We start from the raw sequence: 24,958 nt of genomic DNA on the forward strand, positions 1-24,958 counted from the left end.
GCGCCGGCCCGGCCGTTCCTCGACCGTTCGAGAATGATGACCCGCTCGCCTCTTCGCACCCTGACCGCCTCGACCCCGCTGACCCTCCTGACGGTGGCGGTGCTGATCGCCCTGTTCGCGGCGGTGGCGGTGAAGGGGTTCGAACTGACGGTGTTCGGCGCGCTGGCGCTCTACTTCGTCCTGTGGTGGACCTTCCTGTTCGCGATCCTGCCGCTGGGCAATGCCGCCGAGGCGGATCCGCAGCGGCTGGTGCCGGGCCAGGATCCGGGGGCGCCGGCGAGCCCGCGCCTGCGCGAAAAGGCCCTGCTGACGACGATCCTGGCTGCGGTCGCGTTCTTCGCAGCCCTTCTGATCTTCCCGCTCGCCCGGTTGTGAGGGCGAAGGGGCCGCGCCAAGCAGAGACGTCTGCTGCCCGCCGGTCAGCGACCTGAGACCGAGGTGGCGCGGGCCAGGGGACGCCCCATAATAAAAAAGCAAGGCACGAGGCCTTGCTTTGAACAAATGCAGTCTGTTCCAGCCAGATTTTCTCGCGCATTTCTTACGGCGCGGCGGCTGATTGTTCCTCCCAAGACCCGGACCGTGCGCTGCCTCGTGGGCAACGACCATCACGGCGCTGCTTATAGGAAGAACATTTCCCTTTGTCATCAGGCGAGAGACGGTTCGCGGCGCTTTTTTGCAAAGGGCGCGGCAAACCGCCCCCGCCATCTGCCGGGGGAGGAGCGCGGCGCTGCTTCGCCGGCTTCGTTCCGCCTCATTGCGAACCGATCCTGTGTTGGCAGGGCGCTTGTGTTTTGCGAGGGCAATGTGTTGTGTGCCTTCGCACGCTGGCCTAGCTCCTCCCCCGGCTGCGCCCGCCGTCTTCCAAGGTCGATCGATGCGTCTCTCCCGCTACTTCCTGCCGATTCTGCGCGAGACGCCCAAGGAAGCGGAGATCGTCTCGCATCGGCTGATGCTGCGCGCCGGGATGATCCGTCAGGAGGCGGCCGGCATCTACGCGTGGCTGCCGCTGGGCCTGCGCGTCCTCAACAAGGTTTGCGACGTGATCCGCGCCGAGCAGGACCGCGCGGGCGCCGTCGAGATCCTGATGCCGACGATCCAGGCCGCGGACCTGTGGCGCGAGTCCGGCCGCTACGAGGCCTACGGCAAGGAGATGCTGCGCCTGAAGGACCGCCACGAGCGCGAATTGCTCTACGGCCCGACCGCGGAAGAGGTCGTCACCGAGATCTTTCGCGCGAGCGCCCGATCCTACAAGGATCTGCCCAAGAACCTCTATCAGATCTCGTGGAAGTTCCGCGACGAGGTGCGTCCGCGCTTCGGCACCATGCGCTCGCGCGAGTTCCTGATGAAGGACGGCTACTCGTTCGACATCGATCAGGCCGCCTCGCGCCATTCCTACAACAAGGTCTTCGTCTCCTACCTGCGCACCTTCGAGAGGCTCGGCCTGCGGGCGATCCCGATGCGCGCCGACACGGGGCCGATCGGCGGCGATCTCAGCCACGAATTCATCATCCTGGCCAAGACCGGCGAGAGCGAGGTCTTTTGCGACCGCGCCTATCTCGACATGCCGGTGCCGCCGCCATCGGTCGATTTCGACGACGTGGCGGGGCTGCAGGGCGTCGTCGATGCCTGGACCTCGCACTACGCCGCCACCGACGAGATGCACGACGAGGCGGTCTTCGCCGAGGTGCCGGAGACCGCGCGGCTCTCCGCCCGCGGCATCGAGGTCGGCCACATCTTCTATTTCGGCACCAAGTACTCGGCGCCGATGAAGGCGGTCGTCACCGGCCCCGACGGGGCGGAGCGGCCGGTCCATATGGGCTCCTACGGCATCGGCCCGAGCCGGCTCGTGGCCGCGACCATCGAGGCGAGCCACGACGAGGCCGGCATCATCTGGCCGGACGCGATCGCCCCGTTCGACGTGGCCCTGATCAACCTCAAGGTCGGCGATGCCGCCTGCGACGGCGCCTGCGCCGAGATCCAGGCGGCTCTGGAGACGGCGGGCCTGTCGGTGCTCTACGACGACCGCGACGAGCGGCCGGGCGCCAAGTTCGCCACCGCCGACCTCATCGGCCTGCCCTGGCAGGTCATCGTCGGCCCGAAGGGGCTCGCCGAGGGAAAGGTCGAGCTGAAACGTCGCGCCAGCGGCGAGCGCGAGACCCTCGATCCGGTCGATCTCCCCGCTCGGATCCGGCGCGTCTGAGGATCGGCCGCGATGGCGCTCGCCTTGGGTAAGGGCCGCATCTCCCTGAGCGGCGTCCTGGCACGGCTGAGAAGCGCCCGTGCGAGCGCCTCCACGCCGCCCTTCGCGGGCTTCGAGTGGCTCATCGCCGGGCGCTACCTGCGGGCGCGCCGCCGGGGCGGCGGCGTCTCGGTGGTGGCCCTGTTCTCGGTGCTCGGCATCGCGGTGGGCGTGGCCACCCTCATCATCGTGCTCTCGGTGATGAACGGCTTCCGCTCGGAACTGCGCTCCAAGATCATCGGCCTCAACGGCCACGTCTTCGCCGCGCCGATCGACCGGCTCTTCACCGACTACGTCGATCTCTCCGACCGGCTGGAGAAGGTCGCGGGCGTGCGCGCCGTGGTGCCGATGGTGCAGGGTCAGGCCTTCGCGTCCTCGCCCTACGGCGGTTCCGGCGTGCTGGTGCGGGGCGTGCGCGAAGCCGACCTGCCGAAGATCCCGGCCATCTCCTCCGCCATCAAGAGCGGGACGCTGGAGGGCTTCGACGACGGCCAGGGCGTCGCCCTCGGCAAACGGCTCGCCGATTCCCTCGGGCTGCAGGCGGGCGATCAGGTCACCCTCTCGACGCCGAAGGGCGCGAGCACTCCCTTCGGCACCGCCCCGCGCACCAAGGCCTACACCGTCAAGGCGATCTTCGAGATCGGCGTGACCGATTTCGACACCACCATGGCCTTCATGCCGCTCAACGAGGCCCAGGCCTTCTTCAACCGCGACGGCGACGTCAGCGTGATCGAGATCTACATCGACGACGCCGATGCGGTCGGCGAGATGCGCGAGCCCCTGGAGATGGCAGCCGAGCGCCCGATCCTCCTGACCGATTGGCGCCAGACCAACCGCACCTTCTTCGGCGCTCTGGAGGTGGAGCGGAACGTGATGTTCCTGATCCTCAACCTCATCGTGATCGTGGCGACGCTCAACATCATCTCGGGCCTGATCCTGCTGGTGCGCGACAAGTCCTCCGACATCGCGATCCTGCGCACCATGGGCGCGACGCCGGGCACGATCATGCGAGTCTTCCTCATCAACGGGGCGCTGATCGGCCTCGTCGGCACGGCGATCGGCCTCATCGGCGGCGTGCTGTTCACCCTCAACATCAAGCCGATCCAGCGCACTCTGTTTCCCACCGCCTGGGACCCCACCGTGCGCTTCCTCGCCGAGATCCCGGCGGAGATGAACACGAGCGAGGTCGTCATCATCGTGATCACCTCGATCCTGCTCTCGCTGGTGGCGACCCTCTATCCCTCCTGGCGCGCCGCCCGGCTCGATCCGGTGCAGGCCCTGCGCTACGGCTGACGGAACGCCCCGATCATGGCTCAGACGAATGCCGGCGGCGCCCAGCCCGTGCCGGCCCTGTTCTTCGCGGGCGTCCAGCGCCGCTACACGCAGGGCGAGGGCGCGCTCGAGATCCTGCGCGGGACCGATCTGGCGATCTGGCCGGGCGAGCTGGTCGCCCTGGTGGCGCCCTCGGGGGCGGGAAAGTCGACCCTGCTCCACATCGCCGGCCTCCTGGAGCGGCCCGACGGCGGCGAGGTCTATATCGGCGGCCAGCCGACCGCGGGCATGTCGGATGCCGAGCGCACCCGCCTGCGGCGGGAGGAGATGGGCTTCGTCTACCAGTTCCACCACCTGCTGCCCGAGTTCTCGGCGCTGGAGAACGTGGTGCTGCCCCAGCTCATCCGCGGGCTCGCCCGCAAGGAGGCGGAGGCCCGCGCCGCCGAACTCCTGAGCTTCCTCGGCCTCAAGGACCGCCTGCCGCACCGCCCGGCCGAACTCTCAGGCGGCGAGCAGCAGCGCGTCGCCATCGCCCGCGCCGTCGCCAACGGCCCCCGCCTGCTGCTCGCCGACGAGCCCACCGGCAACCTCGACCCGCAGACCTCGGGCCGGGTCTTCAACATCCTGCTCCAGCTCGTGCGCGCCTCCGGCCTCGCGGCACTCATCGCGACCCACAACATGGAACTCGCCGGCCGCATGGACCGGCGCGTGACCATCCGCGACGGGATGATCGAGCAGCTCTCATAAGCGGGCGTTCTTGCCATTGTTGTCAAATATGCCAACAATGGCAGCATGACGCGGCGAACGCGCCCGATCTCGTGGATCAAGGCAGCCCGAAAGGCGTTCGAGTCGTTTCCGCCGGGTGCTCGGCAGGAGTGCCTGCGCGCGCTCACCGTCGCCGCGGAAGGCGAGCGCGCCGACATCGTCAAGCCGATGCAAGGATTGGGGGCGGGCATCTGAAAAGTTGCGCTGCGCCACCGGGGAGATGCGTTCCGCGTCGTCTACGCCGTGCAGATCGGGAGCGATCTCTGGGTGCTTCACGCCTTTCAGAAGAAATCGACGAGCGGGATCAAGACACCGCAGCACGAGATCGACACCGTGCGTGAGCGCTTGAAGCGCCTGAAGGAGGCTCTCTCATGAGCGACGACTTCGAACTCGTCCGCGGCAGCGGCAACGTCTTCCGCGATTTCGGAAGCACGAACGCCGATGCCGAGCAATTGAAGGCGTTGCTCGGCGCCCAGATCATCGCCTGCCTCGACCGTCGCGGCCTGACCGTGAGAGCCGCCGAGGCGGCGACGGGAATCGCCGCCGCGGACTTCTCCCGCATCCGCCGGGTCAAGCTCGATCGCTTCACCGTTGATCGTCTCATGACCATCCTCAACCGGCTCGGCCAGCAGGTCGATGTCGTGGTTACCCTGCGCGAGCGACCTGCAGCTTGAGCCTTCAACCGGGCGTAGGAATTTTTTAACCACGACCCACCCGCCATCCGGATTTGGGCTTTACAAAGAACAAAACAGGAACAAAAATTACTCCATCAACACGGAGTGGAAGCCATGACCAAGCGCGTGTTCCTCACCAGCCTCGTCGAATTCACCTCCTTCGGCCTGCTCTTCGGCGCGGTGGCGCTCTGGGCGGTAGCCTTGGCGCCGATCCATTAACGTCCTGCGTTCGGGCGCGGTTTGTTCCCGTCCTAGAGGCGTTGCGCACAGGAAATGGCGCCGGGCCGGCCTTTTCCGCCCCGCGTCGCGGGAGTGGGCGGCTTCGGCGGGGAAGAACGGTGGATATCGTCCCCGGTGCGGCCCATCGGTGACAGACTTGGAAGGGCTTGAGCGGCGATCTTAAGGGGCTCCGAGCAGGGTCCCCATGGCGCGCACACTCAAAGAAATCGGCTTCGTCCACCTCCACGTCCACTCGTCCTACTCGCTGCTCGAAGGCGGCGTGAAGGTCGCCGACCTGGTCAAGGCGGCGGCCGCCGACCGGCAGCCCGCGCTGGCGCTCACCGACACCAACAACCTGTTCGGCGCGCTCGAATTCTCGGAGAAGGCCGCCGGCACCGGCATCCAGCCGATCGCGGGCCTTCAGCTCACCGTCTGCTTCGAGGCGCCCGATCCGATGGCGCGCATGCCGCAGGCGGGCTGCGCCAACATCGTGCTGCTCGCCCAGGACGAGACCGGCTACGGCAACCTGCTGCGGCTCGGCAGCCGCGCCCATTTCGACGGCCCGCTCGGCGCCGCCCCCAACCTCGCCGTCTCGGCGCTGGAGGGCAATGTCGACGGGCTGATCGGCCTGACCGGCGGACTCACGGGCCCGCTCGACACCAGCCTGCGCACCGGCCGCGCCGATCAGGCGGCACGTCGCCTGGAGGTCCTCAAGGGGGCGTTCGGCGAGGAGCGCCTCTACGTCGAGATCCAGCGCCACGGTCTCGACGACGAGCGCGCGGTCGAGCGCGAATTGCTGCGCCTCGCCGATGGAAACGGCCTCGGCATCGTCGCGACGAACGAGCCGTTCTTCGCCAAGCCCGGCGATTACGACGCCCACGACGCCCTGCTCGCCATCGCGGAGGGCCGCCTCGTCTCCGACGAGCGCCGCCGCCGTCTCACGCCGCGCCACGCCTTCACGACGCGCGCCGAGATGATGGAGCTGTTCCGCGATCTGCCGGACGCGCTCGCGGCCTCCGTCGAGATCGCCATGCGCTGCGCCGTTCGGGCGCGGACCCGCAAGCCCATCCTGCCGAACTTCGCCAGCGTCGCGGCGGGCGAGCCCCCGCCCATGGCCGAGGCTCTGGCCGAGGCCGCCGAGGCGCCGGTCCGGGCGGTCGCCGCCGACGAGCCGACCGAGCTGTGCCGCCAGGCCGAGGCCGGGCTGGAATTGCGCCTGAAGCAGCACGGCACCGCCCCCGGCTTCACCGAGGAGGATTACCGCGCGCGGCTGAAGTTCGAGCTCGACGTCATCGTCAAGATGAAGTTCCCGGGCTACTTCCTGATCGTCTCGGACTTCATCAAGTGGGCCAAGGACCACGACATCCCCGTCGGGCCGGGCCGCGGCTCGGGCGCGGGCTCGCTGGTGGCGTGGTCGCTCCTCATCACCGATCTCGACCCGCTCCGCTTCGGCCTGCTGTTCGAGCGCTTCCTGAATCCCGAGCGCGTCTCGATGCCGGACTTCGACATCGACTTCTGCGTCGAGGGCCGCGAGCGGGTGATCCGCTACGTGCAGGAGCGCTACGGCGAGCGGCAGGTCGGGCAGATTATCACCTTCGGTACCCTGCTCGCCCGCGGCGTGCTGCGCGACGTCGGCCGCGTGCTGGAGATGCCCTACGGGCAGGTCGATAAGCTGACCAAGCTCGTGCCGCAGAATCCGGCCAACCCCGTGACCCTGGCGCAGGCGATCGAGGGCGAGCCGAAGCTGCAGCAGGCGATCGAGGAGGAGCCGATCGTCGCCCGGCTCATCGAGATCTCGAAGAAGCTCGAGGGCCTGCACCGCCACGCCTCGACCCACGCCGCCGGCGTGGTGATCGGCGACCGGCCCCTCGAAGAGCTGGTGCCGCTCTACCGCGACCCGAAGACCGGGATGCGGGTGACCCAGTTCAACATGAAGTGGGTGGAGCAGGCGGGTCTCGTCAAATTCGACTTCCTCGGCCTCAAGACCCTCACCATGCTGCGGTGCTGCACCGACCTGCTGAAGCAGCGCGGCATCGACGTGGATCTCGCCCAGATCCCGCTCGACGACAAGAAGACCTACGAGCCGATGGGGCGCGGCGAGACCGTCGCGGTGTTCCAAGTGGAATCCGCCGGCATGCGCAAGGCGCTGTGCGAGATGCAGGCCGACCGCCTGGAGGACATCATCGCCCTGGTGGCGCTCTACCGGCCGGGCCCGATGGCCAACATCCCGGTCTATTGCGAGCGCAAGCTCGGGCGCGACGCCGGCAACGAGGCGAGCTGGTACCCGCACCCGATGCTGGAGCCGATCCTGCGGGAGACGTTCGGGATCATCGTCTACCAGGAACAGGTGATGGAGGTCGCCAAGGTTCTGGCCGGCTACACGCTCGGCGAGGCCGACATGCTCCGCCGCGCCATGGGCAAGAAGATCAAGGCGGAGATGGACGCCCAGCGCGACCGCTTCGTGAAGGGCTGCCTGGAGAGCGGAATTCCCGAAGGGAAAGCCAACGAGATCTTCGACCTCTTGGCCAAGTTCGCCGATTACGGCTTCAACAAGTCCCACGCGGCGGCCTACGCGCTGGTGACCTACCAGACCGCCTATCTGAAGGCGAACTATCCGGTCGAGTTCCTGGCCGCCGCCATGACGCTCGACATCGACAACACCGACAAGCTCGCGGAATTCCGCCAGGACGCGCAGCGCCTGAAGATCACCGTCGAGCCGCCCTCGGTGAACACCTCCGGCGTCGTCTTCGACGTGCGGGAGGGGCGCATCCTCTACGCGCTCGCCGCGATCAAGGGGGTCGGCCGCGCGGCGGTGGAATCGATCGTCGCCGCCCGCGGGGACACGCCGTTCAAGGACCTCGCCTGCTTCGCCCGGCGCCTCAACCCGCGCCACGTCAACAAGCGGACGCTGGAGAACTTGATCGCGGCCGGCGCGCTCGACTGCATCGAGCCCGACCGGGCGCGGGCCTGGGCGGCGGTCGAGCCGATGATGAAGATGGCGCAAGGCGCGGCCGAGGCCGAGACCTCCGGCATCACCGACATGTTCGGCGGCGTCGCCTCGGTCGATGTGGCGCTTCGCATCCCGCCCCACGAATTCTGGACCCACACCGACAAGCTCAAGCGCGAGTGCGACGCCATCGGCTTCTTCCTCTCGGGCCACCCGCTCGACGAGTACGGGCCGATCCTCGAAAAGCTGCGGGTCCAGTCCTGGGCCGATTTCTGCCGGGCAGTGCGGGCGGGCTCGGCCAGCGTCGGCCGCATCGCCGCCTCGGTGCTCGACCGCTCGGAGCGGCGCACCAAGAGCGGCAACAAGCTCGGCATCGTCATCCTCTCGGACCAGACCGGCCACTTCGAGGCGATCATCTTCTCCGAAGGGCTCAACCAGTACCGCGACATCCTCGAACCCGGCCGTCCGCTGGTGCTGACGATCCAGGCGAACCTGGAGGGCGAGGACGTGCGCGCCCGCATCACCACCGCCGAGCCCCTCGATCAGGCCGCCGCCCGCCACCAGAAGGGGATGCGCATCTTCCTGCGCGACGACCGGGCCTTGAGTTCGGTGCAGCAGCGCCTGACCCTGCGCGGGGAGGGCGAGGTCTCGCTGATCCTGATCCTCGACGGCGGCGAGCGCGAGGTCGAGGTGCGCCTGAAGGACCGCTATCAGGCGACGCCGCAGGTCGCAGGCGCCCTGCGCGCCGTGCCGGGCGTGGTGCAGGTGGAGGTGAACTGAGGCTGCCACCGGACGAACCCGCCGGTAACCAAACCCGTCACCTCCGCAAGATATGGGTGTGACAGATCCGTTCGTGCCTCACCGCCGCCACAGCTCGGTGATTCTGCCAAGGTATGGTTCGGCCGATCGCGAGGTCACGGCATGGGCTCCGGCTGGCGGAGCCCGCCTGCCTCCGGGGAGCGGCCGAAGCCCTTGCGAATGCCGCGGCGCCGCGTAACCGCCGCCTGATGGAGTGTGGGATGACCGGACACGGTTTGAGACTGATGGCGGCCGCCGCCCTGGTGGGGCTGACCGGCGCCGCGCAGGCGGCGCAGTGCGGCAACACGGCCGCCGGCTTCGAGTCCTGGAAGGACGAGTTCATCGCCGAGGCCAAGGGGCGGGCGAGCCCGACGGCGCTGGCGGCCCTGGCCAACACCTCCTACTCCACCGCGACCATCTCGGCCGATCGCGGTCAGAAGAGCTTCAAGCTCTCCCTCGACCAGTTCCTGGCCAAGCGCGGCGGCAACACCATCGTCTCCCGCGGGCGCGCCCTCAAGGCGCAGAACGCGGCGCTCTTCGCCTCGATCGAGCAGCGCTACGGCGTGCCGCCGGGTCCGCTCCTGGCGATCTGGGGCATGGAGACCGGCTTCGGCGCCGTGAAGGGCAACGTCAACACGCTCTCGGCGGTGGCCACGCTGGCCTACGATTGCCGCCGCTCGGCCTATTTCACCGAACAGCTCTACGCCGCGCTCAAGCTCGTCGACAGCGGCGTGCTGACGCCGACGACCCGGGGCGCCGCCCACGGCGAGGTCGGCCACACCCAGTTCCTCCCGAAGAACGTGCTGACCTACGGCGTCGGCGGCAGCCTCGACAGCGCCCCGGTCGCGCTGAACTCCACGGCCAACTTCCTGAAGGGCCATGGCTGGCAGCGCGGCGCGGGCTACCAGCCCGGCGAACCGAACTTCGCCGCGATCCAGGGCTGGAACGCGGCCGGCGTCTATCAGCGCGCCATCGCGCTCCTCGGCGCCCGGATCGACGGGCAGTAGTCCTTCGATCCGTCACCGCGAGCGGAGCGAAGCAGTCCAGGGCGCGACCGTGCCGGATGGGGCGGTGCTCTGGATCACTTCGGCTCCGCCTCGCGATGACGGAGGAGCGGCGAGGCGCACCCTTCCCGCAGCCGCTCGGCCACGAGCGCCTGGAGCGACCACAGGTGCCGGTCGTGGATGCCGAGCCGGGCGCAGGCTTCCACGGTTCGGAACAGATACTCGGCGCTCGGGCCGAGATGCCCGCAGGCCGTCGCGATCCTGCGCGCGAGCTCTTCGTCGGAGAGGCGGCCGGCGTAGCGGTCGCTCCGCCGGTTCACCGTGAAGGTCAGGGCCGTGACCGGTCCGGCCGCCGTCTCGACCGTGACCCAGCGCCCCTCGTAGCCCTTGCCCTTCATCTCCCGCCGCCAGACCGGCATCAGGGTCGCGTGCGGGTCGGCATCGTCCAGCCGGAAGGCGACGCCGCGGCAGATCCCGCCCCGGTCGAGCCCCAGAACGAGGCCCGGATTCTCCGGCGTGCCGCGATAGCGCCGCTGCAGCAGGCAGAAGCGGCGGTGCCACCCCCGCAGCGTGCCGACCCGCTGCTCGGTGAAGGCGAATTCCGGGCTCCACAGCAGCGACCCGTAGGCGAACACCCACAGGCCCCCGTCGGCCGAGGCGCGGCGCGCCAGCATCGCGTCGAGTTCGGGCGCGAGGTCGTCGTCGGCGAGCAGCGTCAGCGCGTTCGGGTCGTCGGAAACGGGGTCGGGATGGGCACGGGCGATCAGGTCGAGGGAGAGCGACAGGGGACGAGGGGCCATCGGGCCGGAGCGGAGCATTTTCGGGGACCTGCGCGCAACCCCGTTCAGGCCCCCGGCGAATCCAATTCCGGAAACGGCTCGCTGCGGTGCCCCTCGCACACTTCCTCCTCGTCGCGCAGGACGGTGAGCGCGCCGGCCTCCTCCCGCACCACGAGCTTCGGCCGCTCCGGCTTGCCGAAGGTGCGGCCGCTCATCCGGGTCGAGACGCAGTAGAGCCGGCGGCCGCCATCCTCGAGCGGGCCGGCGATCCGGCTGTGGGCGAACCGCACCGGGATCAGCGAGACCGAACCGAAGGCGACCTGCCGCAGGGCCAGGGCGGCGATGCGCTCGCGCACCGTGCCGGTGGAGGCTGCCGGGGCGGGCGGTGCCGCGGTCGCGGTGCAGCCGCCGGCCGCGACGACCATCGCCAGCACCACTCCACCGCGCCGCCCGACCATCGCCGAATCTCCCGAACGGCGGAAAGCCTAGCGATTTCGCGCATGGCGGGAAACGGGTTCGCCGTCGCAACCCGATTTCGCTGCGCGAAGCAGTCCCGTTCCGGCCCCGGAATGATTATCTCTCTCTCATGCAATGGATCGACGAAGGCCTCGTGATCGGCCTGCGCAAGCACGGCGAGACCGGGGTCGTGCTCGAACTGATGACGCCGGAGCACGGCCGCCATCTCGGGCTCGTCCATGGCGGGCGCTCGCGGCGGATGCAGCCGATGCTCCAGCCCGGCAACACGCTGCGCGCCACGTGGCGGGCGCGGCTCGACGGGGCGCTCGGCTCCTACGCCGTCGAGCCGCTGACCATGAACGCCTCGCGGCTGATGGATTCGGGGCTGGCGCTCTACGGCATCGGCCATCTCTCCACGCTGCTGCGGCTCCTGCCCGAGCGCGACCCGCATCCGGCGCTCTACGAGGCGGCGCAGATCCTGATCGCCCATCTCGACGATCCGGAGATCGCGCCCGCGCTGATGGTGCGGTTCGAACTCGCCCTGCTCGCCGGCCTCGGCTTCGGCCTCGACCTGTCGCATTGCGCGGCCACGGGCGCCAACGACGCCCTGGTCTACGTCTCGCCGAAGAGCGGGCGGGCGGTCAGCGCCTCGGCGGGCGAGCCGTATCGTGACCGCCTGCTCGCCCTGCCGCCCTTCCTGCGCGACCGCGACCAGCCCGGCAGCGGCTGGCGCATGCCGGACGGCCAGGACGTTCGGGAGGGGTTTACCTTGACGGGATATTTCCTCGATCAGCACGTCTGGCGCCCGAGGCAGCAGGGCGCGCCGGAGGAGCGGGCACGATTCGTCGCACTCGGCACTGGCCAGGGGTGATGATGTTCGTGTTATGTTCCTGCGTGATTTCGAAGGGAACGCGGTCGGTCCTGCCGGGCCGCGGGGACGGATGCGGGCGAGGGGCCGGCATCCGGTCCGGATTGACGATGGGGAGTGAGTGATGGGTCAGCCCGTCCTGCCGCCGCCGGGCGACGGCATCGAGAGCGTCGAGCTGAAGACGGCGCTGGAAGAGCGCTACTACGCCTACGCGCTCTCCACGATCATGCAGCGCGCGCTGCCCGATGCCCGCGACGGCCTGAAGCCCGTGCACCGGCGCATCCTCTACGGCATGCGCCTGCTCCGGCTCGATCCGAGTTCGGCGTTCAAGAAATGCGCGAAGATCGTCGGCGACGTGATGGGTGACTTCCACCCCCACGGCGACCAGGCGATCTACGACGCATTGGTGCGCCTCTCCCAGGACTTCGCCCAGCGCTACCCCCTGGTCGATGGCCAGGGCAATTTCGGCAATATCGACGGCGACGGCCCGGCCGCCTACCGCTACACCGAGGCGCGTCTCACCGAGGTCGCCCGGCTCCTGCTCGACGGAATCGACGAGGACACGGTCGATTTCCGGCCCTCCTACAACGGCGAGAAGGAGGAGCCCGTCGTCCTGCCGGCGGCCTTCCCGAACCTTCTGGCCAACGGCTCGCAGGGCATCGCGGTCGGCATGGCGACCTCGATCCCGCCGCACAACGCCGCCGAACTCTGCGACGCGGCGCTCTACCTGATCCAGAACCGCGAGGCGACCTCGGAGCAGCTCTGCACCTTCGTGCAGGGGCCGGACTTCCCCACCGGCGGCATCCTGATCGATTCACCCGACGTGATCCGTGAGGCCTACCGCACCGGCCGCGGCGGGTTCCGCGTCCGCGCGCGCTGGGCCAAGGAGGATCTCGGCCGCGGCACCTGGAATATCGTCGTCACCGAGATTCCCTACGGCGTGCCGAAGGCGCGGCTCATCGAGAAGCTCGCCGACCTGCTCCAGGAGAAGAAGCTGCCGCTTCTCGCCGACGTGCGCGACGAATCGGCGGAGGATGTGCGCGTCGTGCTGGAGCCGCGCTCGCGCTCGGTCGATCCGGTGATGCTGATGGAATCGCTGTTCCGGCTCTCGGAGCTGGAGGCGCGGGTCCCGCTGAACCTCAACGTGCTGGTCGGCGGCGTCGTGCCCCGCGTCATCGGACTGGCCGAGTGCCTGCGCGAGTGGGTCGATCACCGCCGGGTCGTGCTCCAGCGCCGCTCCGGCTATCGCCTCGGCCAGATCGAGCGCCGCCTGGAGATCCTCGGCGGCCTGCTCATCGTCTATCTCGACCTCGACGAGGTGATCCGCATCATCCGCGAGGAGGACGAGCCGAAGGCGGCCCTGATGGCGCGGTTCGAACTCACCGAACTCCAGGCCAACGCCATCCTCGACACCCGTCTGCGCTCCCTGCGCCGGCTGGAGGAGATGGAGCTCAAGCGCGAGTTCGAGGAACTCACCAAGGAGAAGGAGGGGATCGAGGCGCTGCTCGGTTCCGAGAAGCTCCAGTGGACGGAGATCACCAAGCAGATCCGCGCGGTGAAGAAGACCTTCGGGCCCGAGACCAAACTGGGCAAGCGGCGCACCACCCTGGAGAACCCGCCCGACACCGCCGGCATCGACTTCACCGCCGCCATGGTCGAGCGCGAGCCGATCACGGTCATCCTGTCCGAGAAGGGCTGGATCCGGGCGCTCAAGGGGCACGTGACCGAGTTGGCGGGGGTCGCCTTCAAGGGCGACGACACGCTGAAGGTCTCTTTCCTCAGCGAGACCACGGCAAAAATCCTGCTGCTCGCCTCGAACGGCAAGGTCTTCACGCTCGAAGCCTCGAAGCTGCCGGGCGGGCGCGGCTTCGGCGATCCGGTGCGGCTGATGGTCGATCTCGACGACGGCACCGAGATCGTCGCGGCGCTGCCCTACAAGCCGGACAGCAAACTGCTGGTGGCGGGCTCCGACGGGCGCGGCTTCATCGCGCCCTCCGACGCGCTGGTCGCCAACACCCGGAAAGGAAAGGCGATCCTCGGGCTCGACGAGGGGGTCAGCGCCGTGCTGCTGGTGCCGGCCGAGGGCGACCACATCGCCGTCTGCTCGTCCGACAAGCTGATGCTGGTCTTCCCGGCTTCCGAGGTGACGGAGCTCGGCCGCGGCAAGGGCGTGCGCCTGCAGCGCTGCCGCCAGAGCCGGCTCGCCGACGCCTGCGTCTTCACCCTGGCGGAGGGCCTGCCCTGGCGCGACGGCTCGGGCCAGGCGCGGCTCGCTCAGAGCGCGATGCTGGAGAAGTGGATGGGCCACCGGTCCGATGCCGGCACGCTGATGACCCGCAGCTTCCCGAAATTCGAGCGGTTCGGGAAGTAATTTCTTGGGATTTTGGGGCGGTGCTCAACGAGTCCGATCGACCGAAGGGCCGCCTCGCGAAGTCCTTCCCGTCATTGCGAGGCGGAGCCGAAGCAATCCAGCGCTCCGCCCTTTCCGGAGAGCTCGCGCCGCTGGATCGCTTCGCCGAGGCTCGCGATGACGGCGGACGATGCGAAGGCGTCGCCTCAGCGGCGGCGGAACTGCTGGCCGCCGCGCTGGGGCGGACGCGGGCCGGAGGAGCGCTCGTCCTTGTGGCGGAACACGAGGCGGCCCTTTTCCAGGTCGTAGGGGGACATCTCGACGGTGACGCGGTCGCCGGCCAGGGTCTTGATGCGGTTCTTCTTCATCTTGCCGGCCGTGTAGGCGACGATCTCGTGACCCTGGTCGAGCTGCACGCGGTAGCGCGCGTCCGGCAGGATCTCGACGACCAAGCCGTCGAACTGCATCAATTCCTCTTTCGCCATGCACCTGTCTCCGGCCGGGCTGCCTGCACGGGGCGCTCCGGCAAATTCAAAAATCGGTCTGTCGTGCGAAACGCGCGGCGCTGCGGGTCCGATCCGCTCGGGACGAGAGGCGTCAGCGATGCCGGGCGTCGGGCGCCTTTCGCGAAACTCCCGGATCGGGGAGTCCTCCCTTCGGCCGGACAAGCGGCACGACGGGCGTTTCGCGAAGGGCACCAAGCCTGCGACTTAAGCGTCGGAGGCGGTTTGTGCAAGAATATCCGCGGCGGAACGGCCGCTTGACCTCAACCAACGGTGGGTTTCGTGGCCTCCACCGTCGCGGAACGGCCCTATGGTGAGGTTTCGTTGCCGGCAAAGTCGAGCCGCCCGTCGGGAAGCCGGCGCCAGGCCTGGACCGTGAAGGGCGGCTTCACGAGGTCGCCGCCCGCGTCGAACGCCACCTCGCCGAGCACCGTGCGAAGGGGCACGCCGCTATGCAGGGTGGCCGCGACCTTGGCCGGCTCGACCGAGCGCGCGCCCTCGATCCCCTGGCGCAGGACCTCGACCGCCGCGTAGGCCGAGGCGGCGAACATCTCGGCCTCCGGGCTCCGCGGCGTCCGGGTGCCCTTCGGCTCGGGCAGGCGAGGGGGCGCGGGCGACACCGTCATCAGCGTGCCCTCGGCACCGGGAACTTGCGAAAAATCCCGGTCGAGCAGGCCATCGCTGCCGATCACCACCGTCGTCAGGCCGGCCTCGCGCATCGCCCGGATCAGCCCTGCGGCCGGGGCGGACAGGCCGCCGAAATAGAGCGCCTCGATCCCGAGCGCCCGCAGCTTGGCGACGAGGGCGGCCGTCTCGCGGTCGTCGCGGGAGACGCCCTCGAACAGGCGCTCCTGCCCGCCGCGGGCTTTCAAGGCGCGGGCGGCCTCGTCGGCGAGGCCGCGGCCGAAGCTGGTCTTGTCGTGGACGATGGCGACCGGTTTGCCGCGGAAGCGCTCGGCGAGCAGCGCGCCGCCGAGCGCGCCCTGCTGCGCGTCGCTGCCGGAAAGCCGGAACAGCAGGCCGGCACCGCGGCGGGTCAGCGGCGCCCAGGTCGCGCCGGGCGTGACCGAGACGATGCCGGCCTCCTCGTAGACCGGGCTCGCCGCGGCCGCCGCCCCGGAGGTCAGGGGGCCGATGACGAAGCGCACGCCGCTGCCGGCGAACCGGCGGGCGACCGCCACCGCCTGCTTCGGGTCGGCGGCATCGTCCTGCACCACGAGCTGGAGCTTGCGGCCCAGCACCCCGCCCGCGCGGTTGATCTCGGCGACCGCCTGCTCGGCGCCGAGCCGCGCCCCCTGGCCGAACCCGGCATCCGGCCCGCTCAAGGGGGCGGCGAGCCCGATCCTCAGCGGCTCGGCGGCGCCGGCGGGACCCGCGAGCGTCAGGGCGAGAAGGGTTGCCAACGCGCTCCGCTTCGTCACACCACCCCCCGTCCGGTCGCCGGAATGTCCCCGGATCTTGATGCGGCCCGCTCGCGGCGCTGGCAAGCGCCGCCGTTGGCCGCATCCCGGGCCGCATTGCGGAACGGCCCGGGACGCCTACCTCTCCGGAGACGGGACGGTCGGGGGCGGCGGAACCGAAGCTTTCAGGACGTGAAGCCCATGCTCTCCACCGAGGACGACATCCTGCGCGCCGCCGAGGGCTGGCGGCGCGAGGGGCGCGCGGTCGCGCTCGCCACCGTGATCGAGACCTGGGGCTCGGCGCCCCGCCCGGTCGGAAGCCACCTCGTCATCGACGGCGACAGCCGCTTCCTCGGCTCGGTCTCCGGCGGCTGCGTCGAGGGCGAGGTCATCACCGAGGCGCTCGACGTGATCGCGGACGGGCGCTCCCGCACCCTGGAATTCGGCGTCGCCGACGAGACCGCGTGGCGGGCCGGCCTCTCCTGCGGCGGCCGCATCCGCGTCTTCGTCGAACGCATCGACTGATTTTTTTCCGCGCGACCACCGTTTTCCCCGCGAGCGCGTGCCCGCCTCGCATCGAGCGACAGACCCCATGCGCCTCGACATCCTGTCGGCCCTCAACGCGGAGCGCGCGGCGCGCCGCCCGGCCCTGATCGTCACCGATCCCGAGGATGGCGGTCAGCGCCTCGTGCGCGCCGCCGAGATCGACGCCGATCCGCTCGGCCCCCTGCTGCGCGAGCGCCTGCGCAGCGGCCGCAGCGGCCTCGGCGAGGGCCCGGACGGGCGTCCCGTCTTCGTGGCCGTCCACGCGCCGCCGGTGCGCTTCGTCGTGGTGGGGGCCGTCCATATCTCGCAGGCGCTGGTGCCGCTCGCGGGAGGGCTCGATCTCGACCTCACGGTGATCGATCCCCGCACCGCGTTCGCCAGCCCGGAACGGTTTCCCGGTGTGCGCCTGATCGCCGAATGGCCGGACGAGGCGCTCGCCGCCATCGGCCCGCTCGATGCCTACACGGCGCTCGCCGCCCTCACCCACGACCCGAAGATCGATGATCCCGCCCTCGTCGCGGCCCTGCGGGCGGATTGCGCCTATATCGGCGCCCTGGGCTCGCGAAAGACCCATGCGCGGCGCGTCGAGCGCCTCGGGGAGGCGGGGTTCGACGCGGCGGCGATCGGCCGGATCCACGCGCCGATCGGGCTCGATATCGGTGCGGTCTCGCCCGCCGAGATCGCCCTGTCGATCCTCGCCGAGCTCGTCGCGACCCTGCGCAAGGGGCGCATCGAGGGCCGCGACGCGGCGCCGACGGGACGCTGAGCCGATGCAGTTCGGACCGGTCGCGACCCGCGACAGCGCGGGGCTCATCGCCGCCCATACCGTGCGCGCCGAGGGCGCGGGCCTGAAGAAGGGGCAGCCGATCCCGGCGGAGGAGGCCCTGCGGCTGGCCGAATCCGGAATCCCCGAGATCCTGGCCGTGCGGCTCGAGCCCGGCGATGTCGGCGAGGACGCGGCGGCGGCCCGCCTCGCCGGCCATCTCGCCGGGGCGGGGTTGCGAGCGGAGGCGCCGTTCACCGGGCGCTGCAACCTCTTCGCCGAGGCCGCGGGGGTGTTCGTGGTCGCGCCGGCCTGCATCGACGCGGTCAACGCGGTCGACGAGGCGATCACGGTCGCGACCCTGCCGGCCTTCCGGCCCGTCGCCGCGGGCGAGATGGTCGCCACGGTCAAGATCATCCCCTACGCGGTCGCCGCCGCGCCGCTGGAGCGGGCGCTCGCCGCCGCCGCCGCGCCGCCGATACGGCTCGCGCCCTACCGTGTGGCGCGGGTCGGCGTCGTCTCCACCCTGCTGCCCGGCCTGAAGGCGGCGACCGTCGCCAAGACCCTGCGCGTGCTCGCCGAGCGGCTGGCGCCGACGGGCGCGCACATCGTGACGGAGACCCGCGTGCGGCACGAGGCCGGCGCCGTCGCGGCCGCCGTCACGAACGCGGTCGCCCAGGGCGCGGAGTTGGTCGTGGTGTTCGGCGCCTCGGCCATCGCCGACCGGCGCGACGTGATCCCCGCCGGGCTCGAGGCGGCGGGCGGCCGAGTCGAGCAGTTCGGGATGCCGGTCGATCCCGGCAACCTTCTGCTGCTCGGCGCCCTCGGCTCCGTGCCGGTGATCGGCGCGCCGGGCTGCGCCCGCTCGCCCAAGGAGAACGGCTTCGACTTCGTCCTCCACCGCCTTCTCGCGGGCCTGTCCGTGACCCGGGCCGACATCGTGCGCCTCGGCGTCGGCGGCCTCCTCACCGAGATCCCCCTGCGCGGCCAGCCGAGGTCCGGCGGTGACGGCGGTTGAGCCGCGCGTCGGCGCGGTGATCCTCGCCGCCGGCCTCGGCTCACGGTTCGGGACTGCGCCGAAGATGCTCGCGCCCTATGCCGGCACGCCGATGGTGCGGCGCGCCGCCGAGGCGGCCCTGGCCTCGCGGGCCGGGCCGGTCGTCGCGGTCCTCGGCGCCCATGCGGAGGCCGTGCGGGCCGCCCTCGACGGCCTCGCCCTGACGCTGGTCGAGAATCCCGACCCGGCCGCCGGCCTCTCGGCCTCGCTGCGCCTTGGCCTCGCCACCCTGCCGCCGGAGACGGCGGCGGCGGTGGTGCTGCTCGGCGACATGCCGCGGATCGGGCCGGCCCATGTCGATGCGCTGATCGCGGCCTATGCGGGCACCGCGCCGCGTCCCTCCGCCGTGGTGCCGGTGAGCCAGGGGCACCGCGGCAACCCGGTGCTGCTCGACCTCGCCCGCCTCGGTGCCGACCTCGCCGCGCTGACCGGCGACCGCGGCGCCGGGCCGATCTTGAAACGGCGCGGCGACGTGCTGGAGGTGCCGGCCGATCCGGCGGTGATCTTCGACGTCGACACGCCGGAGGCGATGGGGAGCTGAGGCCGAGATCAGGTCTTCCGCGCCGCGCGCTTCGCCTCCGCCCGGCAGCGGTCGGAGCAGTAGCGGACCTCCTCCCAAACCCGCTCCCACTTCTTGCGCCACGCGAAGGGGCGGCCGCACTGGGCGCAGATCTTCTGGGGGAGGTCGCCCTTGCGGCGCATCGGCGGCATTGGCTGGAGCATCGTCCCGAACGGTGGGCACCGGCTTTCGGAAAAAGACGATGCAAAAACAAGAGACCAAAGCATCGCCCTGGATCCGGGATCCAGCGCGATGCTTCAGCGCCCGATCTGCCCGGCCTCGTTGAGCGGCACCGGGCTCCAGCGGGTGAGCTGCACGTAGCCGTCGCGGGCGGCGACCACGATGTGGCGGCGGTGGCGGTGCACCACGGTGCCCGCGGCGTGGCGGTGCGCCTCGGTCCAGCCCTCGGCGGCGGCGACGAAGACGCGGGCCTCGCCCAGCCGGGCGATGGTCTCGATCGCGCCGAAGGCGCGCACGCGGCGCAAGACCTCGGCGACGTCCTTGCGGAAATCGAGGGTGCGGTCGGCGTCGTTCACCCGCGGCCAGTAGGAGCCGTCGCCCTGCGGCTCCGCCTTGCGCCAGCGCTCGGCCAGGTCTTTCCCGATCGGCCCGAGGGCGAGGCGGCGGGCCGCCATCTGGCACTTGGCGAGCAGCGTCTCGTGGGTCTCGCGTTCGATGAGGGGGAAGATGTCCTGGGCGAGGATGTCGCCGGTGTCGAAGCCCTGCTCGGCGAGCACGTGGGCGGTGACGCCCCAGCTTTCGTAGCCGTCGAGGACCGCCTTGAAGAGCGGGTAGGGACCGCGACCCGTCGGCAGCGGCGAGGGGTGGACGTTCAGCGCGTAGCGCACCCGTCCGTGCCAGCCCCGCACGAGCCAGGGATAGCCGGCGACGACGAGGACCACGTCGCGGCCGTGCTCCTGGGCGAGCCGCTCGATGTCGTCGGGCAGGAGGCGCGAGAGCTGGATCGGGATGCGGTGGCGCCGGCTCTGCGCCACCACGACCTCGTTGAAGTCGTAGATGCCGTCGCAGGGCCGGGTGAACAGCTTCACCGGCTTCCAGCCGGCCTCGATCAGCCCGTCGAACACGCCGCCGAGGAAGTCGATGCCGGCGAAGGCGAATTTCATGGGTGGCGACGTCCCGTGACTGGCCGCATCGCCCTGCGACGTTCGGCGCGGGCCTGCGGCGGCGGAGGCCGGCTCCACGCCGACCGGCTCCGCCTTAGCTAGTGGATTTCGGGCAAGGGTGAAATCTTCGGACGAAGACGGCCCGACAGGGGGCATCATGGAACGGGTCGTGATCTACGGCGGAACCGGCGGCATCGGCCTCGCCACGGCGCGGGCCCTGCGCGCCCGGGGCGCGGCCCTCCACCTCGTCGGGCGCGACCCGGAGCGCCTGGAGAAGGCGGCGTCCGACCTCGGCGAGACGGGCTTCACCGCGGGCGACGTCAGCGATCCGGCCCTTTTCCCGCGGGTGGCGGGGGAGGCGGGCGACCGGCTCGGCGGCCTCGTCTACGCGGTCGGAACGATCCAGCTCGCGCCGCTCGCCAAGCTCGATCCGGCGCGCATCGAGGCGGATTTCCGCATCAACGCCCTCGGCGCCTTCCTGGCGGTGCAGGCGGCGGCCCCCGCGCTCAAGGCCGGCGCGGGGGAGGGGAGCGCGGGCGTGGTCCTGTTCTCCACGGTCGCCGCCGCGCAGGGGTTTTCACATCACGCCTCGGTCGCCATGGCGAAGGGCGCGGTCGAGGGGCTCGCCCTCTCGCTCGCCGCGGAACTCGCGCCCGCGATCCGGGTGAACGTGGTCGCCCCCTCGCTGACCCGGACGCCGCTCGCCGAATCCATCACCCGCAACGCGACGCTGGCTTCCGGCATCGCCTCGATGCACGCGCTCCAGCGCCTCGGCGAGCCCGAGGACGTCGCCGCGCTCGCCGCCTTCCTCGTCGGCCCGGAGGCGGCCTACGTCACGGGGCAGGTGATCGGCGTCGATGGCGGGCGCTCCTCGCTGCGCACCAAGGGGTGATGTCCGGCCGCCGCCTCACAGCGTGCTCCAGATCGCGAGGGCGAGGTAGGGGCTCCACCGGTCGAGCGGCGTCTCGAACTGGCCCCCGGCGGAGAGGCGGAAGCGGTAGCCGCCGAGCGCGTAGTCGGTGGCGTGCATCCCGACGCTCCATTTCCGGTAGTCGGTCCGGTCGCCGTAGAGGGCGGCCTCCGGGCCGAGATACGCCCCGAACAGGGCGGTGCCCCAGGACAGCCGGAGATAGGCGTCGCCGCGGGCGGAGCCGAGGATCACCGTCGCGGTCGCCAGCGTCGTCTCCGTCGGCCGCGCCCAGACCTCGCCGTGCAGGCGAAGACCCGCCCGCAGGGGCAGGGCTTGCAGGTGGCCGGGACGGGACAGCGCCTCCCAGGACGCTTCCGGGCCGGCGAACAGCGTGACCGCGCCCCAGTCGCGGATGAACTGGTAGCCGGCGAGCGCCGCGCCGAGGGCGGTGAAGCGCATCAGGACGGGGTCGCGGCCGCCGCCCTCCCTCCGCACGCCGACGCCGGCCGTCACCAGGGCGACGGGGCCGTCGCGGTCGAAGCGATCGAAGGCGAGCTTCGCGCCGCCGGCGGAGAAGGTCGAGGCGCCGGCCTCCATGCTGCCGAACAGGACGGCCCGCAGCGCCGTGTCGTCCGCCCTGGCCGGACTGCCGAGGACGACGGCCAGGACGACGAGGCCGGGCCGGTGATCGGCGCGGCGGCGGGTGGCCCGCCGGATTGCGGCCGGACCCTGGTGACCGTCGTTCGGAGGAGCGCGTTTCGACATTGCAGGTCGCGCCGAAACCGGAGGGACGACCAATGGTTGTCACAAATCGCGGCGGTGATTAAGTAGAATTCACGATTCACGACAAGTTATCGGATCGCTTTTACTTGAGATGATATATCGCAGTTGTCGGCCAACCTGAGCGTGGTTTGCCCCTGTGTGGCAAGACACGCGCGCGGGGGTGATGGCGCTTGGCGGATGGTTCGGGTTGGGCTAGAGCCGCGCTCACCGAAAGATCAACGGCCGAGCCGGTTTGTCCTCCGCTGCCCGCACCTCCGACGTTCTCACCATGCTTGCGAGCCAGGAGAGCGAGCGGCTGACCGTCGGCGACATCGTCGCCGTGCTGCGGGACCGCGCCTTCGCGCTGCTCGTGGTGCTGCTCGGCCTGCCCAACTGCCTGCCGATGCCGCCGCCGATCCCGCTGGTCTGCGGGCTGGTCCTTCTCGTCATCGCCATCCAGATCGTGGCGGGGATGTCGGCCCCCTGGTTGCCGCGGCGGCTGCTCGACCAGTCGATCGCCCGCGCGACGGTGGAGAAGGCGGTGAACCGGGCGGTGCCGCTCCTGCGCCGGCTGGAGCGCTGGTCGCGCCCGCGGCTGAGCGTGTTCGACGGGGCCGTCGGCATGCGCGGCATGGGCGTGCTGATCCTGGCGCTGGCGCTGGCGCTCATCGTGGCGCCGCCCTTCTTCGGCCAGATCCCGCTCGGGCTCGCCGTCTCGCTGATCGGCCTCGGACTGGTCGAGCGCGACGGGTTCGTGGTGCTGATCGGCCTGCTGATCGGCGGCGTCGGCGTCGGGATCTCGATCGGCTTCGTCTACACCCTGTTCGCCAGCATCATGAGCGCCTTCACCTGGCTCTCCCAGGCGATCCCCGGCCTGGGGCTGTAGGGCGCCTTTCCCCTCCGCCGCTTCGACCGAAGCCGAGGTGATCAGCCGGAAACCGTGTCACGCCTCCAGGTGGCGCCGCCGCACGAGGCGGTGGATCAGCCCGCCGCGGGGGCCGACCAGCATCGAGACGAGGTAGAGCGCGCCTGCCGCCAGCACGATCGCCGGTCCCGTCGGGAGCCGGATGCCGGCATGGTAGGAGACGAGCAGGCCGGTCACGCTGGAGAGCATCGAGACCAGCATCGCCACGGGAATCAGGCCCGACAGGTCGGCGGCCCAGAACCGGGCGGTGATCGCCGGCAGCAGCATCAGGCCGACCGCCAGCAGCGTGCCGAGCGCCTGGAAGCCGCCGACGAGGTTGACCACCACGAGGGCGAGGAAGGCGGAGTGGACCGGGCCGCCGGCGCGGCTCACCGTGCGCAGGAACAGCGGATCGACGCACTCGATCACCAGCGGGCGGTAGAGCAGGGCGAGCGCGACCAGCGTCAGGCTGCTGATGCCGCCGAGCAGCGTGAGCGCGTCGTCGTCCAGCGCCAGCACGGTGCCGAACAGGATGTGCAGCAGATCGACCTGCGAGCCGCGCAGCGACACGAGGAACACCCCGCCCGCCAGCGAGATCAGGTAGAAGGCGGCCAGACTCGCGTCCTCCTTCAGCACGGTCGAGCGGGTGACGAGCCCGGCGGCCAAGGCCACCGCGAGGCCGGCCACGAGCCCGCCCAGCGTCATCGCCGGCAGCGACAGCCCGGCGACGAGGAAGCCCGCGGCGGCGCCGGGGAGGATGGCGTGGCTCATCGCCTCGCTCATCAGGCTCATCCGGCGCAGCATCAGGAAGACGCCGAGCGGCGGCGCCGACAGGGAGAGCGCGAGGCAGCCGGCGAGCGCCCGGCGCATGAAGCCGAACTCGACGAAGGGGCCGACCAGGATGTCGGTGAGATCGGCGAGCGTCACGAGACGGCCCCGTGACGCGCGTGGGCATGGCCGTGCCCCTGATGATCGTGGTGGGCATGGTCGTGCCCGTGATCGTGCGGTTCCGCCGCCGCGATCCCGGGCGTCGGCGCCTCGTGATGCGCTTCGTGATGTCCCTCGTGATGCCCTTCATGGCGGCAGATCGCGGCGGCCTCGTCCCAGGCCTCGGACAGGCGCAGCGCCCGCGCCAGCACCGGCGGCGTCAGCACCTCGCGGGTCGGTCCCCAGGCGATGGGGCGGCGGGCGAGCACGAGGGTCGAGGGGAAATGCGCGCGCACCTGGGCGAGGTCGTGCAGGGCCGCGACGACGGTGCGGCCTTCGCGGTGCCAGCCGCGGATCAGCGCGATGAGGTCGGCGGTGGTGCGCTCGTCGATGCCGGTGAAGGGCTCGTCGAGCAGAATGATCCGCGCGTCCTGCACGATCAGCCGGGCGAACAGCGCCCGCTGGAACTGTCCGCCGGAGAGGGTGCCGATCGGCCGGTCCTCGAAGCCGGTGAGCCCGACCATCGCGAGCGCGTCGAGCAGGCGCGCGCGCTGGCGGGCGAGGCTGCGCCACGCGCCGAGCGGGCGCCACAGGCCCATCGCCACGAGGTCGAGGACGCTCAAGGGGAAGCTGCGGTCGATCTCGGCCGCCTGGGGCAGGTAGGCGATGGTGCCGGAACGCGACTCCGCCTCGACCGTGCCGTCGAGGGGGCGGACCTCGCCGACGATGCCCTTCAGGAGGGTGGATTTCCCCGCTCCGTTCGGCCCCACCACGGCGAGCAGGTCGCCGGCCGCGACGGCGCCGTCGAGATGGTGGACCGCCGGATGCCGGTCGTAGCCGAGCGTCAGGCTCCGGAACCGGATGGCGCCCGCCCGTGCCGACCCATCGCTCGCGATCCCGCTCACGGCTTCGCTCACGACTGGGCCCACAGGATCACCGCCCAGAGCAGGCTCGACAGAATGAGGGCCGCCGCCAGTCGGAGGCCGGCTCCGCTGCGGAACAGCGAGCGGCGCGGGAGGCGGACGGTCCCGCCGGCACGGGTCATGGGATCTCCGAGGATGGACCGGCGCGGGCGGTATCGCGGAGGCCGGGGATGCGTGACCCGCGCCGTTCCCCGCCTCGTTGCCCGATT

At 70.8% G+C, this 24,958-nt stretch carries 27 protein-coding genes; 16 read left to right on the forward strand and 11 right to left on the reverse strand.

The annotated features are described in order from the left end of the window. Positions 1-33: 33 nt before the first annotated feature. From ABS772_RS14710 to ABS772_RS14725, 4 genes are all read left to right on the forward strand, one after another. Positions 34-375 carry a DUF1467 family protein gene (locus ABS772_RS14710; protein ID WP_350395585.1) on the forward strand — a complete coding sequence of 114 codons (342 nt, stop codon included), beginning with the start codon at positions 34-36 and terminating at the stop codon, positions 373-375. Between the two features lie 499 nt (positions 376-874). Further along, positions 875-2,200, forward strand: coding sequence for a proline--tRNA ligase (gene proS / locus ABS772_RS14715; RefSeq protein WP_350395586.1), 1,326 nt, complete (start codon positions 875-877; stop codon positions 2,198-2,200). Between the two features lie 12 nt (positions 2,201-2,212). Further along, positions 2,213-3,532 carry a lipoprotein-releasing ABC transporter permease subunit gene (locus tag ABS772_RS14720; protein ID WP_350395588.1) on the forward strand — a complete coding sequence of 440 codons (1,320 nt, stop codon included), beginning with the start codon at positions 2,213-2,215 and terminating at the stop codon, positions 3,530-3,532. A 15-nt stretch (positions 3,533-3,547) separates the two neighbouring features. Continuing rightward, a complete protein-coding gene (locus ABS772_RS14725) occupies positions 3,548-4,258 on the forward strand; it encodes an ABC transporter ATP-binding protein (RefSeq protein WP_238257584.1) in 711 nt (236 codons plus the stop codon). Here ABS772_RS14725 and ABS772_RS14730 read toward each other — a convergent pair. Then, on the reverse strand, positions 4,253-4,552 hold the full coding sequence (locus ABS772_RS14730) for a hypothetical protein (protein WP_350395589.1): 300 nt from the start codon (positions 4,550-4,552) through the stop codon (positions 4,253-4,255). The genes ABS772_RS14725 and ABS772_RS14730 overlap by 6 nt on opposite strands. On the opposite strand from ABS772_RS14730, the gene ABS772_RS14735 reads away from it, so the two are divergent. The 4 genes from ABS772_RS14735 to ABS772_RS14750 all read left to right on the forward strand — a co-directional run bounded on the left by ABS772_RS14735 (position 4,544) and on the right by ABS772_RS14750 (position 9,921). Beyond that, positions 4,544-4,651 (forward strand): type II toxin-antitoxin system RelE/ParE family toxin, encoded by a 108-nt coding sequence (locus tag ABS772_RS14735; protein ID WP_350395590.1) that lies wholly within the window; start codon positions 4,544-4,546, stop codon positions 4,649-4,651. The genes ABS772_RS14730 and ABS772_RS14735 overlap by 9 nt on opposite strands. Next, positions 4,648-4,950 (forward strand): helix-turn-helix domain-containing protein, encoded by a 303-nt coding sequence (locus tag ABS772_RS14740; protein ID WP_238257581.1) that lies wholly within the window; start codon positions 4,648-4,650, stop codon positions 4,948-4,950. Before ABS772_RS14735 ends, ABS772_RS14740 begins: the two co-directional genes overlap by 4 nt. Positions 4,951-5,374: 424 nt before the next feature. Continuing rightward, positions 5,375-8,896, forward strand: coding sequence for a DNA polymerase III subunit alpha (gene dnaE / locus ABS772_RS14745; protein ID WP_350395591.1), 3,522 nt, complete (start codon positions 5,375-5,377; stop codon positions 8,894-8,896). A 239-nt stretch (positions 8,897-9,135) separates the two neighbouring features. Then, on the forward strand, positions 9,136-9,921 hold the full coding sequence (locus tag ABS772_RS14750) for a lytic murein transglycosylase (RefSeq protein ID WP_238257577.1): 786 nt from the start codon (positions 9,136-9,138) through the stop codon (positions 9,919-9,921). 74 nt (positions 9,922-9,995) lie between these two features. Here ABS772_RS14750 and ABS772_RS14755 read toward each other — a convergent pair whose 3' ends face one another. Both ABS772_RS14755 and ABS772_RS14760 read right to left on the reverse strand, forming a co-directional pair. After that, positions 9,996-10,718 carry a gamma-glutamylcyclotransferase gene (locus ABS772_RS14755; protein WP_350395592.1) on the reverse strand — a complete coding sequence of 241 codons (723 nt, stop codon included), beginning with the start codon at positions 10,716-10,718 and terminating at the stop codon, positions 9,996-9,998. Positions 10,719-10,762: 44 nt separating this feature from the next. Beyond that, on the reverse strand, positions 10,763-11,155 hold the full coding sequence (locus ABS772_RS14760; RefSeq protein ID WP_350395593.1) for a hypothetical protein: 393 nt from the start codon (positions 11,153-11,155) through the stop codon (positions 10,763-10,765). Positions 11,156-11,283: 128 nt separating this feature from the next. Between ABS772_RS14760 and recO the strand changes: the two genes are divergently transcribed. After that, the gene (gene recO / locus ABS772_RS14765) at positions 11,284-12,024 is read left to right on the forward strand and encodes a DNA repair protein RecO (RefSeq protein WP_350395594.1); all 741 of its coding nucleotides are present in this window, start codon (positions 11,284-11,286) and stop codon (positions 12,022-12,024) included. A gap of 121 nt (positions 12,025-12,145) precedes the next feature. Further along, positions 12,146-14,392, forward strand: coding sequence for a DNA topoisomerase IV subunit A (gene parC, locus ABS772_RS14770; RefSeq protein ID WP_350395596.1), 2,247 nt, complete (start codon positions 12,146-12,148; stop codon positions 14,390-14,392). 185 nt (positions 14,393-14,577) lie between these two features. On the opposite strand, the gene infA is transcribed toward parC, so the two are convergent. Further along, positions 14,578-14,856 (reverse strand): translation initiation factor IF-1, encoded by a 279-nt coding sequence (gene infA, locus ABS772_RS14775; RefSeq protein WP_017486696.1) that lies wholly within the window; start codon positions 14,854-14,856, stop codon positions 14,578-14,580. Positions 14,857-15,182: 326 nt separating this feature from the next. Next, complete coding sequence (locus ABS772_RS14780) at positions 15,183-16,295, reverse strand: branched-chain amino acid ABC transporter substrate-binding protein (RefSeq protein WP_350395597.1); 1,113 nt, start codon at positions 16,293-16,295, stop codon at positions 15,183-15,185. Positions 16,296-16,475: 180 nt separating this feature from the next. On the opposite strand from ABS772_RS14780, the gene ABS772_RS14785 reads away from it, so the two are divergent. The 4 genes from ABS772_RS14785 (at position 16,476) to ABS772_RS14800 (ending at position 19,181) form a co-directional block, all read left to right on the forward strand. Continuing rightward, a complete protein-coding gene (locus ABS772_RS14785) occupies positions 16,476-16,799 on the forward strand; it encodes an XdhC family protein (protein ID WP_238257566.1) in 324 nt (107 codons plus the stop codon). 67 nt (positions 16,800-16,866) lie between these two features. Then, the gene (locus tag ABS772_RS14790) at positions 16,867-17,586 is read left to right on the forward strand and encodes an XdhC family protein (protein ID WP_238257564.1); all 720 of its coding nucleotides are present in this window, start codon (positions 16,867-16,869) and stop codon (positions 17,584-17,586) included. A gap of 4 nt (positions 17,587-17,590) precedes the next feature. Then, entirely contained in the window at positions 17,591-18,601 is a 1,011-nt protein-coding gene (locus ABS772_RS14795; RefSeq protein WP_350395598.1) for a molybdopterin-binding protein, read from the forward strand. Further along, complete coding sequence (locus ABS772_RS14800; RefSeq protein ID WP_350395599.1) at positions 18,588-19,181, forward strand: nucleotidyltransferase family protein; 594 nt, start codon at positions 18,588-18,590, stop codon at positions 19,179-19,181. The genes ABS772_RS14795 and ABS772_RS14800 overlap by 14 nt, the downstream gene beginning before the upstream one ends. Before the next feature lie 8 nt (positions 19,182-19,189). Here the strand turns inward: ABS772_RS14800 and ABS772_RS14805 are convergent, their stop codons facing one another. After that, a complete protein-coding gene (locus ABS772_RS14805; RefSeq protein WP_238256327.1) occupies positions 19,190-19,351 on the reverse strand; it encodes a DUF2256 domain-containing protein in 162 nt (53 codons plus the stop codon). Between the two features lie 105 nt (positions 19,352-19,456). Continuing rightward, the gene (locus ABS772_RS14810) at positions 19,457-20,323 is read right to left on the reverse strand and encodes a methionyl-tRNA formyltransferase (RefSeq protein WP_238256326.1); all 867 of its coding nucleotides are present in this window, start codon (positions 20,321-20,323) and stop codon (positions 19,457-19,459) included. Positions 20,324-20,480: 157 nt separating this feature from the next. Between ABS772_RS14810 and ABS772_RS14815 the strand changes: the two genes are divergently transcribed. After that, the gene (locus tag ABS772_RS14815) at positions 20,481-21,215 is read left to right on the forward strand and encodes an SDR family NAD(P)-dependent oxidoreductase (protein ID WP_350395601.1); all 735 of its coding nucleotides are present in this window, start codon (positions 20,481-20,483) and stop codon (positions 21,213-21,215) included. A gap of 15 nt (positions 21,216-21,230) precedes the next feature. On the opposite strand, the gene bcsS is transcribed toward ABS772_RS14815, so the two are convergent. Then, positions 21,231-21,998 carry a cellulose biosynthesis protein BcsS gene (gene bcsS, locus ABS772_RS14820; RefSeq protein WP_350395602.1) on the reverse strand — a complete coding sequence of 256 codons (768 nt, stop codon included), beginning with the start codon at positions 21,996-21,998 and terminating at the stop codon, positions 21,231-21,233. A 286-nt stretch (positions 21,999-22,284) separates the two neighbouring features. Here bcsS and ABS772_RS14825 point away from each other — a divergent pair, with 286 nt between their 5' ends. Then, positions 22,285-22,881, forward strand: a complete 597-nt coding sequence (locus ABS772_RS14825; RefSeq protein WP_238256323.1) for an exopolysaccharide biosynthesis protein — start codon at positions 22,285-22,287, stop codon at positions 22,879-22,881. 57 nt (positions 22,882-22,938) lie between these two features. Here the strand turns inward: ABS772_RS14825 and ABS772_RS14830 are convergent, their stop codons facing one another. The 3 genes from ABS772_RS14830 to ABS772_RS14840 are packed head-to-tail and all read right to left on the reverse strand — an operon-like array spanning position 22,939 to position 24,871. Then, positions 22,939-23,826 (reverse strand): metal ABC transporter permease, encoded by an 888-nt coding sequence (locus ABS772_RS14830; protein ID WP_238256322.1) that lies wholly within the window; start codon positions 23,824-23,826, stop codon positions 22,939-22,941. Then, positions 23,823-24,743: a zinc ABC transporter ATP-binding protein AztA gene (gene aztA, locus ABS772_RS14835; protein WP_350395603.1), complete on the reverse strand. Its 921-nt coding sequence runs from the start codon at positions 24,741-24,743 to the stop codon at positions 23,823-23,825. The genes ABS772_RS14830 and aztA overlap by 4 nt, the downstream gene beginning before the upstream one ends. Then, positions 24,740-24,871, reverse strand: coding sequence for a hypothetical protein (locus ABS772_RS14840; RefSeq protein ID WP_350395604.1), 132 nt, complete (start codon positions 24,869-24,871; stop codon positions 24,740-24,742). The genes aztA and ABS772_RS14840 overlap by 4 nt, the downstream gene beginning before the upstream one ends. Between the last annotated feature and the right edge of the window lie 87 nt (positions 24,872-24,958).

The sequence above is a fragment of the Methylorubrum podarium genome (assembly GCF_040270385.1).
GTDB lineage: Bacteria > Pseudomonadota > Alphaproteobacteria > Rhizobiales > Beijerinckiaceae > Methylobacterium > Methylobacterium podarium.

Excerpts from the sequence above, each read along its gene's own strand:
- ABS772_RS14710 (WP_350395585.1), top strand. The coding sequence starts at position 34 with ATGATGACCCGCTCGCCTCTTCGCACCCTGACCGCCTCGACCCCGCTG.
- proS (WP_350395586.1), top strand. The coding sequence starts at position 875 with ATGCGTCTCTCCCGCTACTTCCTGCCGATTCTGCGCGAGACGCCCAAG.
- ABS772_RS14720 (WP_350395588.1), top strand. The coding sequence starts at position 2,213 with ATGGCGCTCGCCTTGGGTAAGGGCCGCATCTCCCTGAGCGGCGTCCTG.
- ABS772_RS14725 (WP_238257584.1), top strand. The coding sequence starts at position 3,548 with ATGGCTCAGACGAATGCCGGCGGCGCCCAGCCCGTGCCGGCCCTGTTC.
- ABS772_RS14740 (WP_238257581.1), top strand. The coding sequence starts at position 4,648 with ATGAGCGACGACTTCGAACTCGTCCGCGGCAGCGGCAACGTCTTCCGC.
- dnaE (WP_350395591.1), top strand. The coding sequence starts at position 5,375 with ATGGCGCGCACACTCAAAGAAATCGGCTTCGTCCACCTCCACGTCCAC.
- ABS772_RS14750 (WP_238257577.1), top strand. The coding sequence starts at position 9,136 with ATGACCGGACACGGTTTGAGACTGATGGCGGCCGCCGCCCTGGTGGGG.
- ABS772_RS14755 (WP_350395592.1), bottom strand. The coding sequence starts at position 10,718 with ATGGCCCCTCGTCCCCTGTCGCTCTCCCTCGACCTGATCGCCCGTGCC.
- ABS772_RS14760 (WP_350395593.1), bottom strand. The coding sequence starts at position 11,155 with ATGGTCGGGCGGCGCGGTGGAGTGGTGCTGGCGATGGTCGTCGCGGCC.
- recO (WP_350395594.1), top strand. The coding sequence starts at position 11,284 with ATGCAATGGATCGACGAAGGCCTCGTGATCGGCCTGCGCAAGCACGGC.
- parC (WP_350395596.1), top strand. The coding sequence starts at position 12,146 with ATGGGTCAGCCCGTCCTGCCGCCGCCGGGCGACGGCATCGAGAGCGTC.
- infA (WP_017486696.1), bottom strand. The coding sequence starts at position 14,856 with ATGGCGAAAGAGGAATTGATGCAGTTCGACGGCTTGGTCGTCGAGATC.
- ABS772_RS14785 (WP_238257566.1), top strand. The coding sequence starts at position 16,476 with ATGCTCTCCACCGAGGACGACATCCTGCGCGCCGCCGAGGGCTGGCGG.
- ABS772_RS14790 (WP_238257564.1), top strand. The coding sequence starts at position 16,867 with ATGCGCCTCGACATCCTGTCGGCCCTCAACGCGGAGCGCGCGGCGCGC.
- ABS772_RS14795 (WP_350395598.1), top strand. The coding sequence starts at position 17,591 with ATGCAGTTCGGACCGGTCGCGACCCGCGACAGCGCGGGGCTCATCGCC.
- ABS772_RS14805 (WP_238256327.1), bottom strand. The coding sequence starts at position 19,351 with ATGCCGCCGATGCGCCGCAAGGGCGACCTCCCCCAGAAGATCTGCGCC.
- ABS772_RS14810 (WP_238256326.1), bottom strand. The coding sequence starts at position 20,323 with ATGAAATTCGCCTTCGCCGGCATCGACTTCCTCGGCGGCGTGTTCGAC.
- ABS772_RS14815 (WP_350395601.1), top strand. The coding sequence starts at position 20,481 with ATGGAACGGGTCGTGATCTACGGCGGAACCGGCGGCATCGGCCTCGCC.
- bcsS (WP_350395602.1), bottom strand. The coding sequence starts at position 21,998 with ATGTCGAAACGCGCTCCTCCGAACGACGGTCACCAGGGTCCGGCCGCA.
- ABS772_RS14825 (WP_238256323.1), top strand. The coding sequence starts at position 22,285 with ATGCTTGCGAGCCAGGAGAGCGAGCGGCTGACCGTCGGCGACATCGTC.
- ABS772_RS14840 (WP_350395604.1), bottom strand. The coding sequence starts at position 24,871 with ATGACCCGTGCCGGCGGGACCGTCCGCCTCCCGCGCCGCTCGCTGTTC.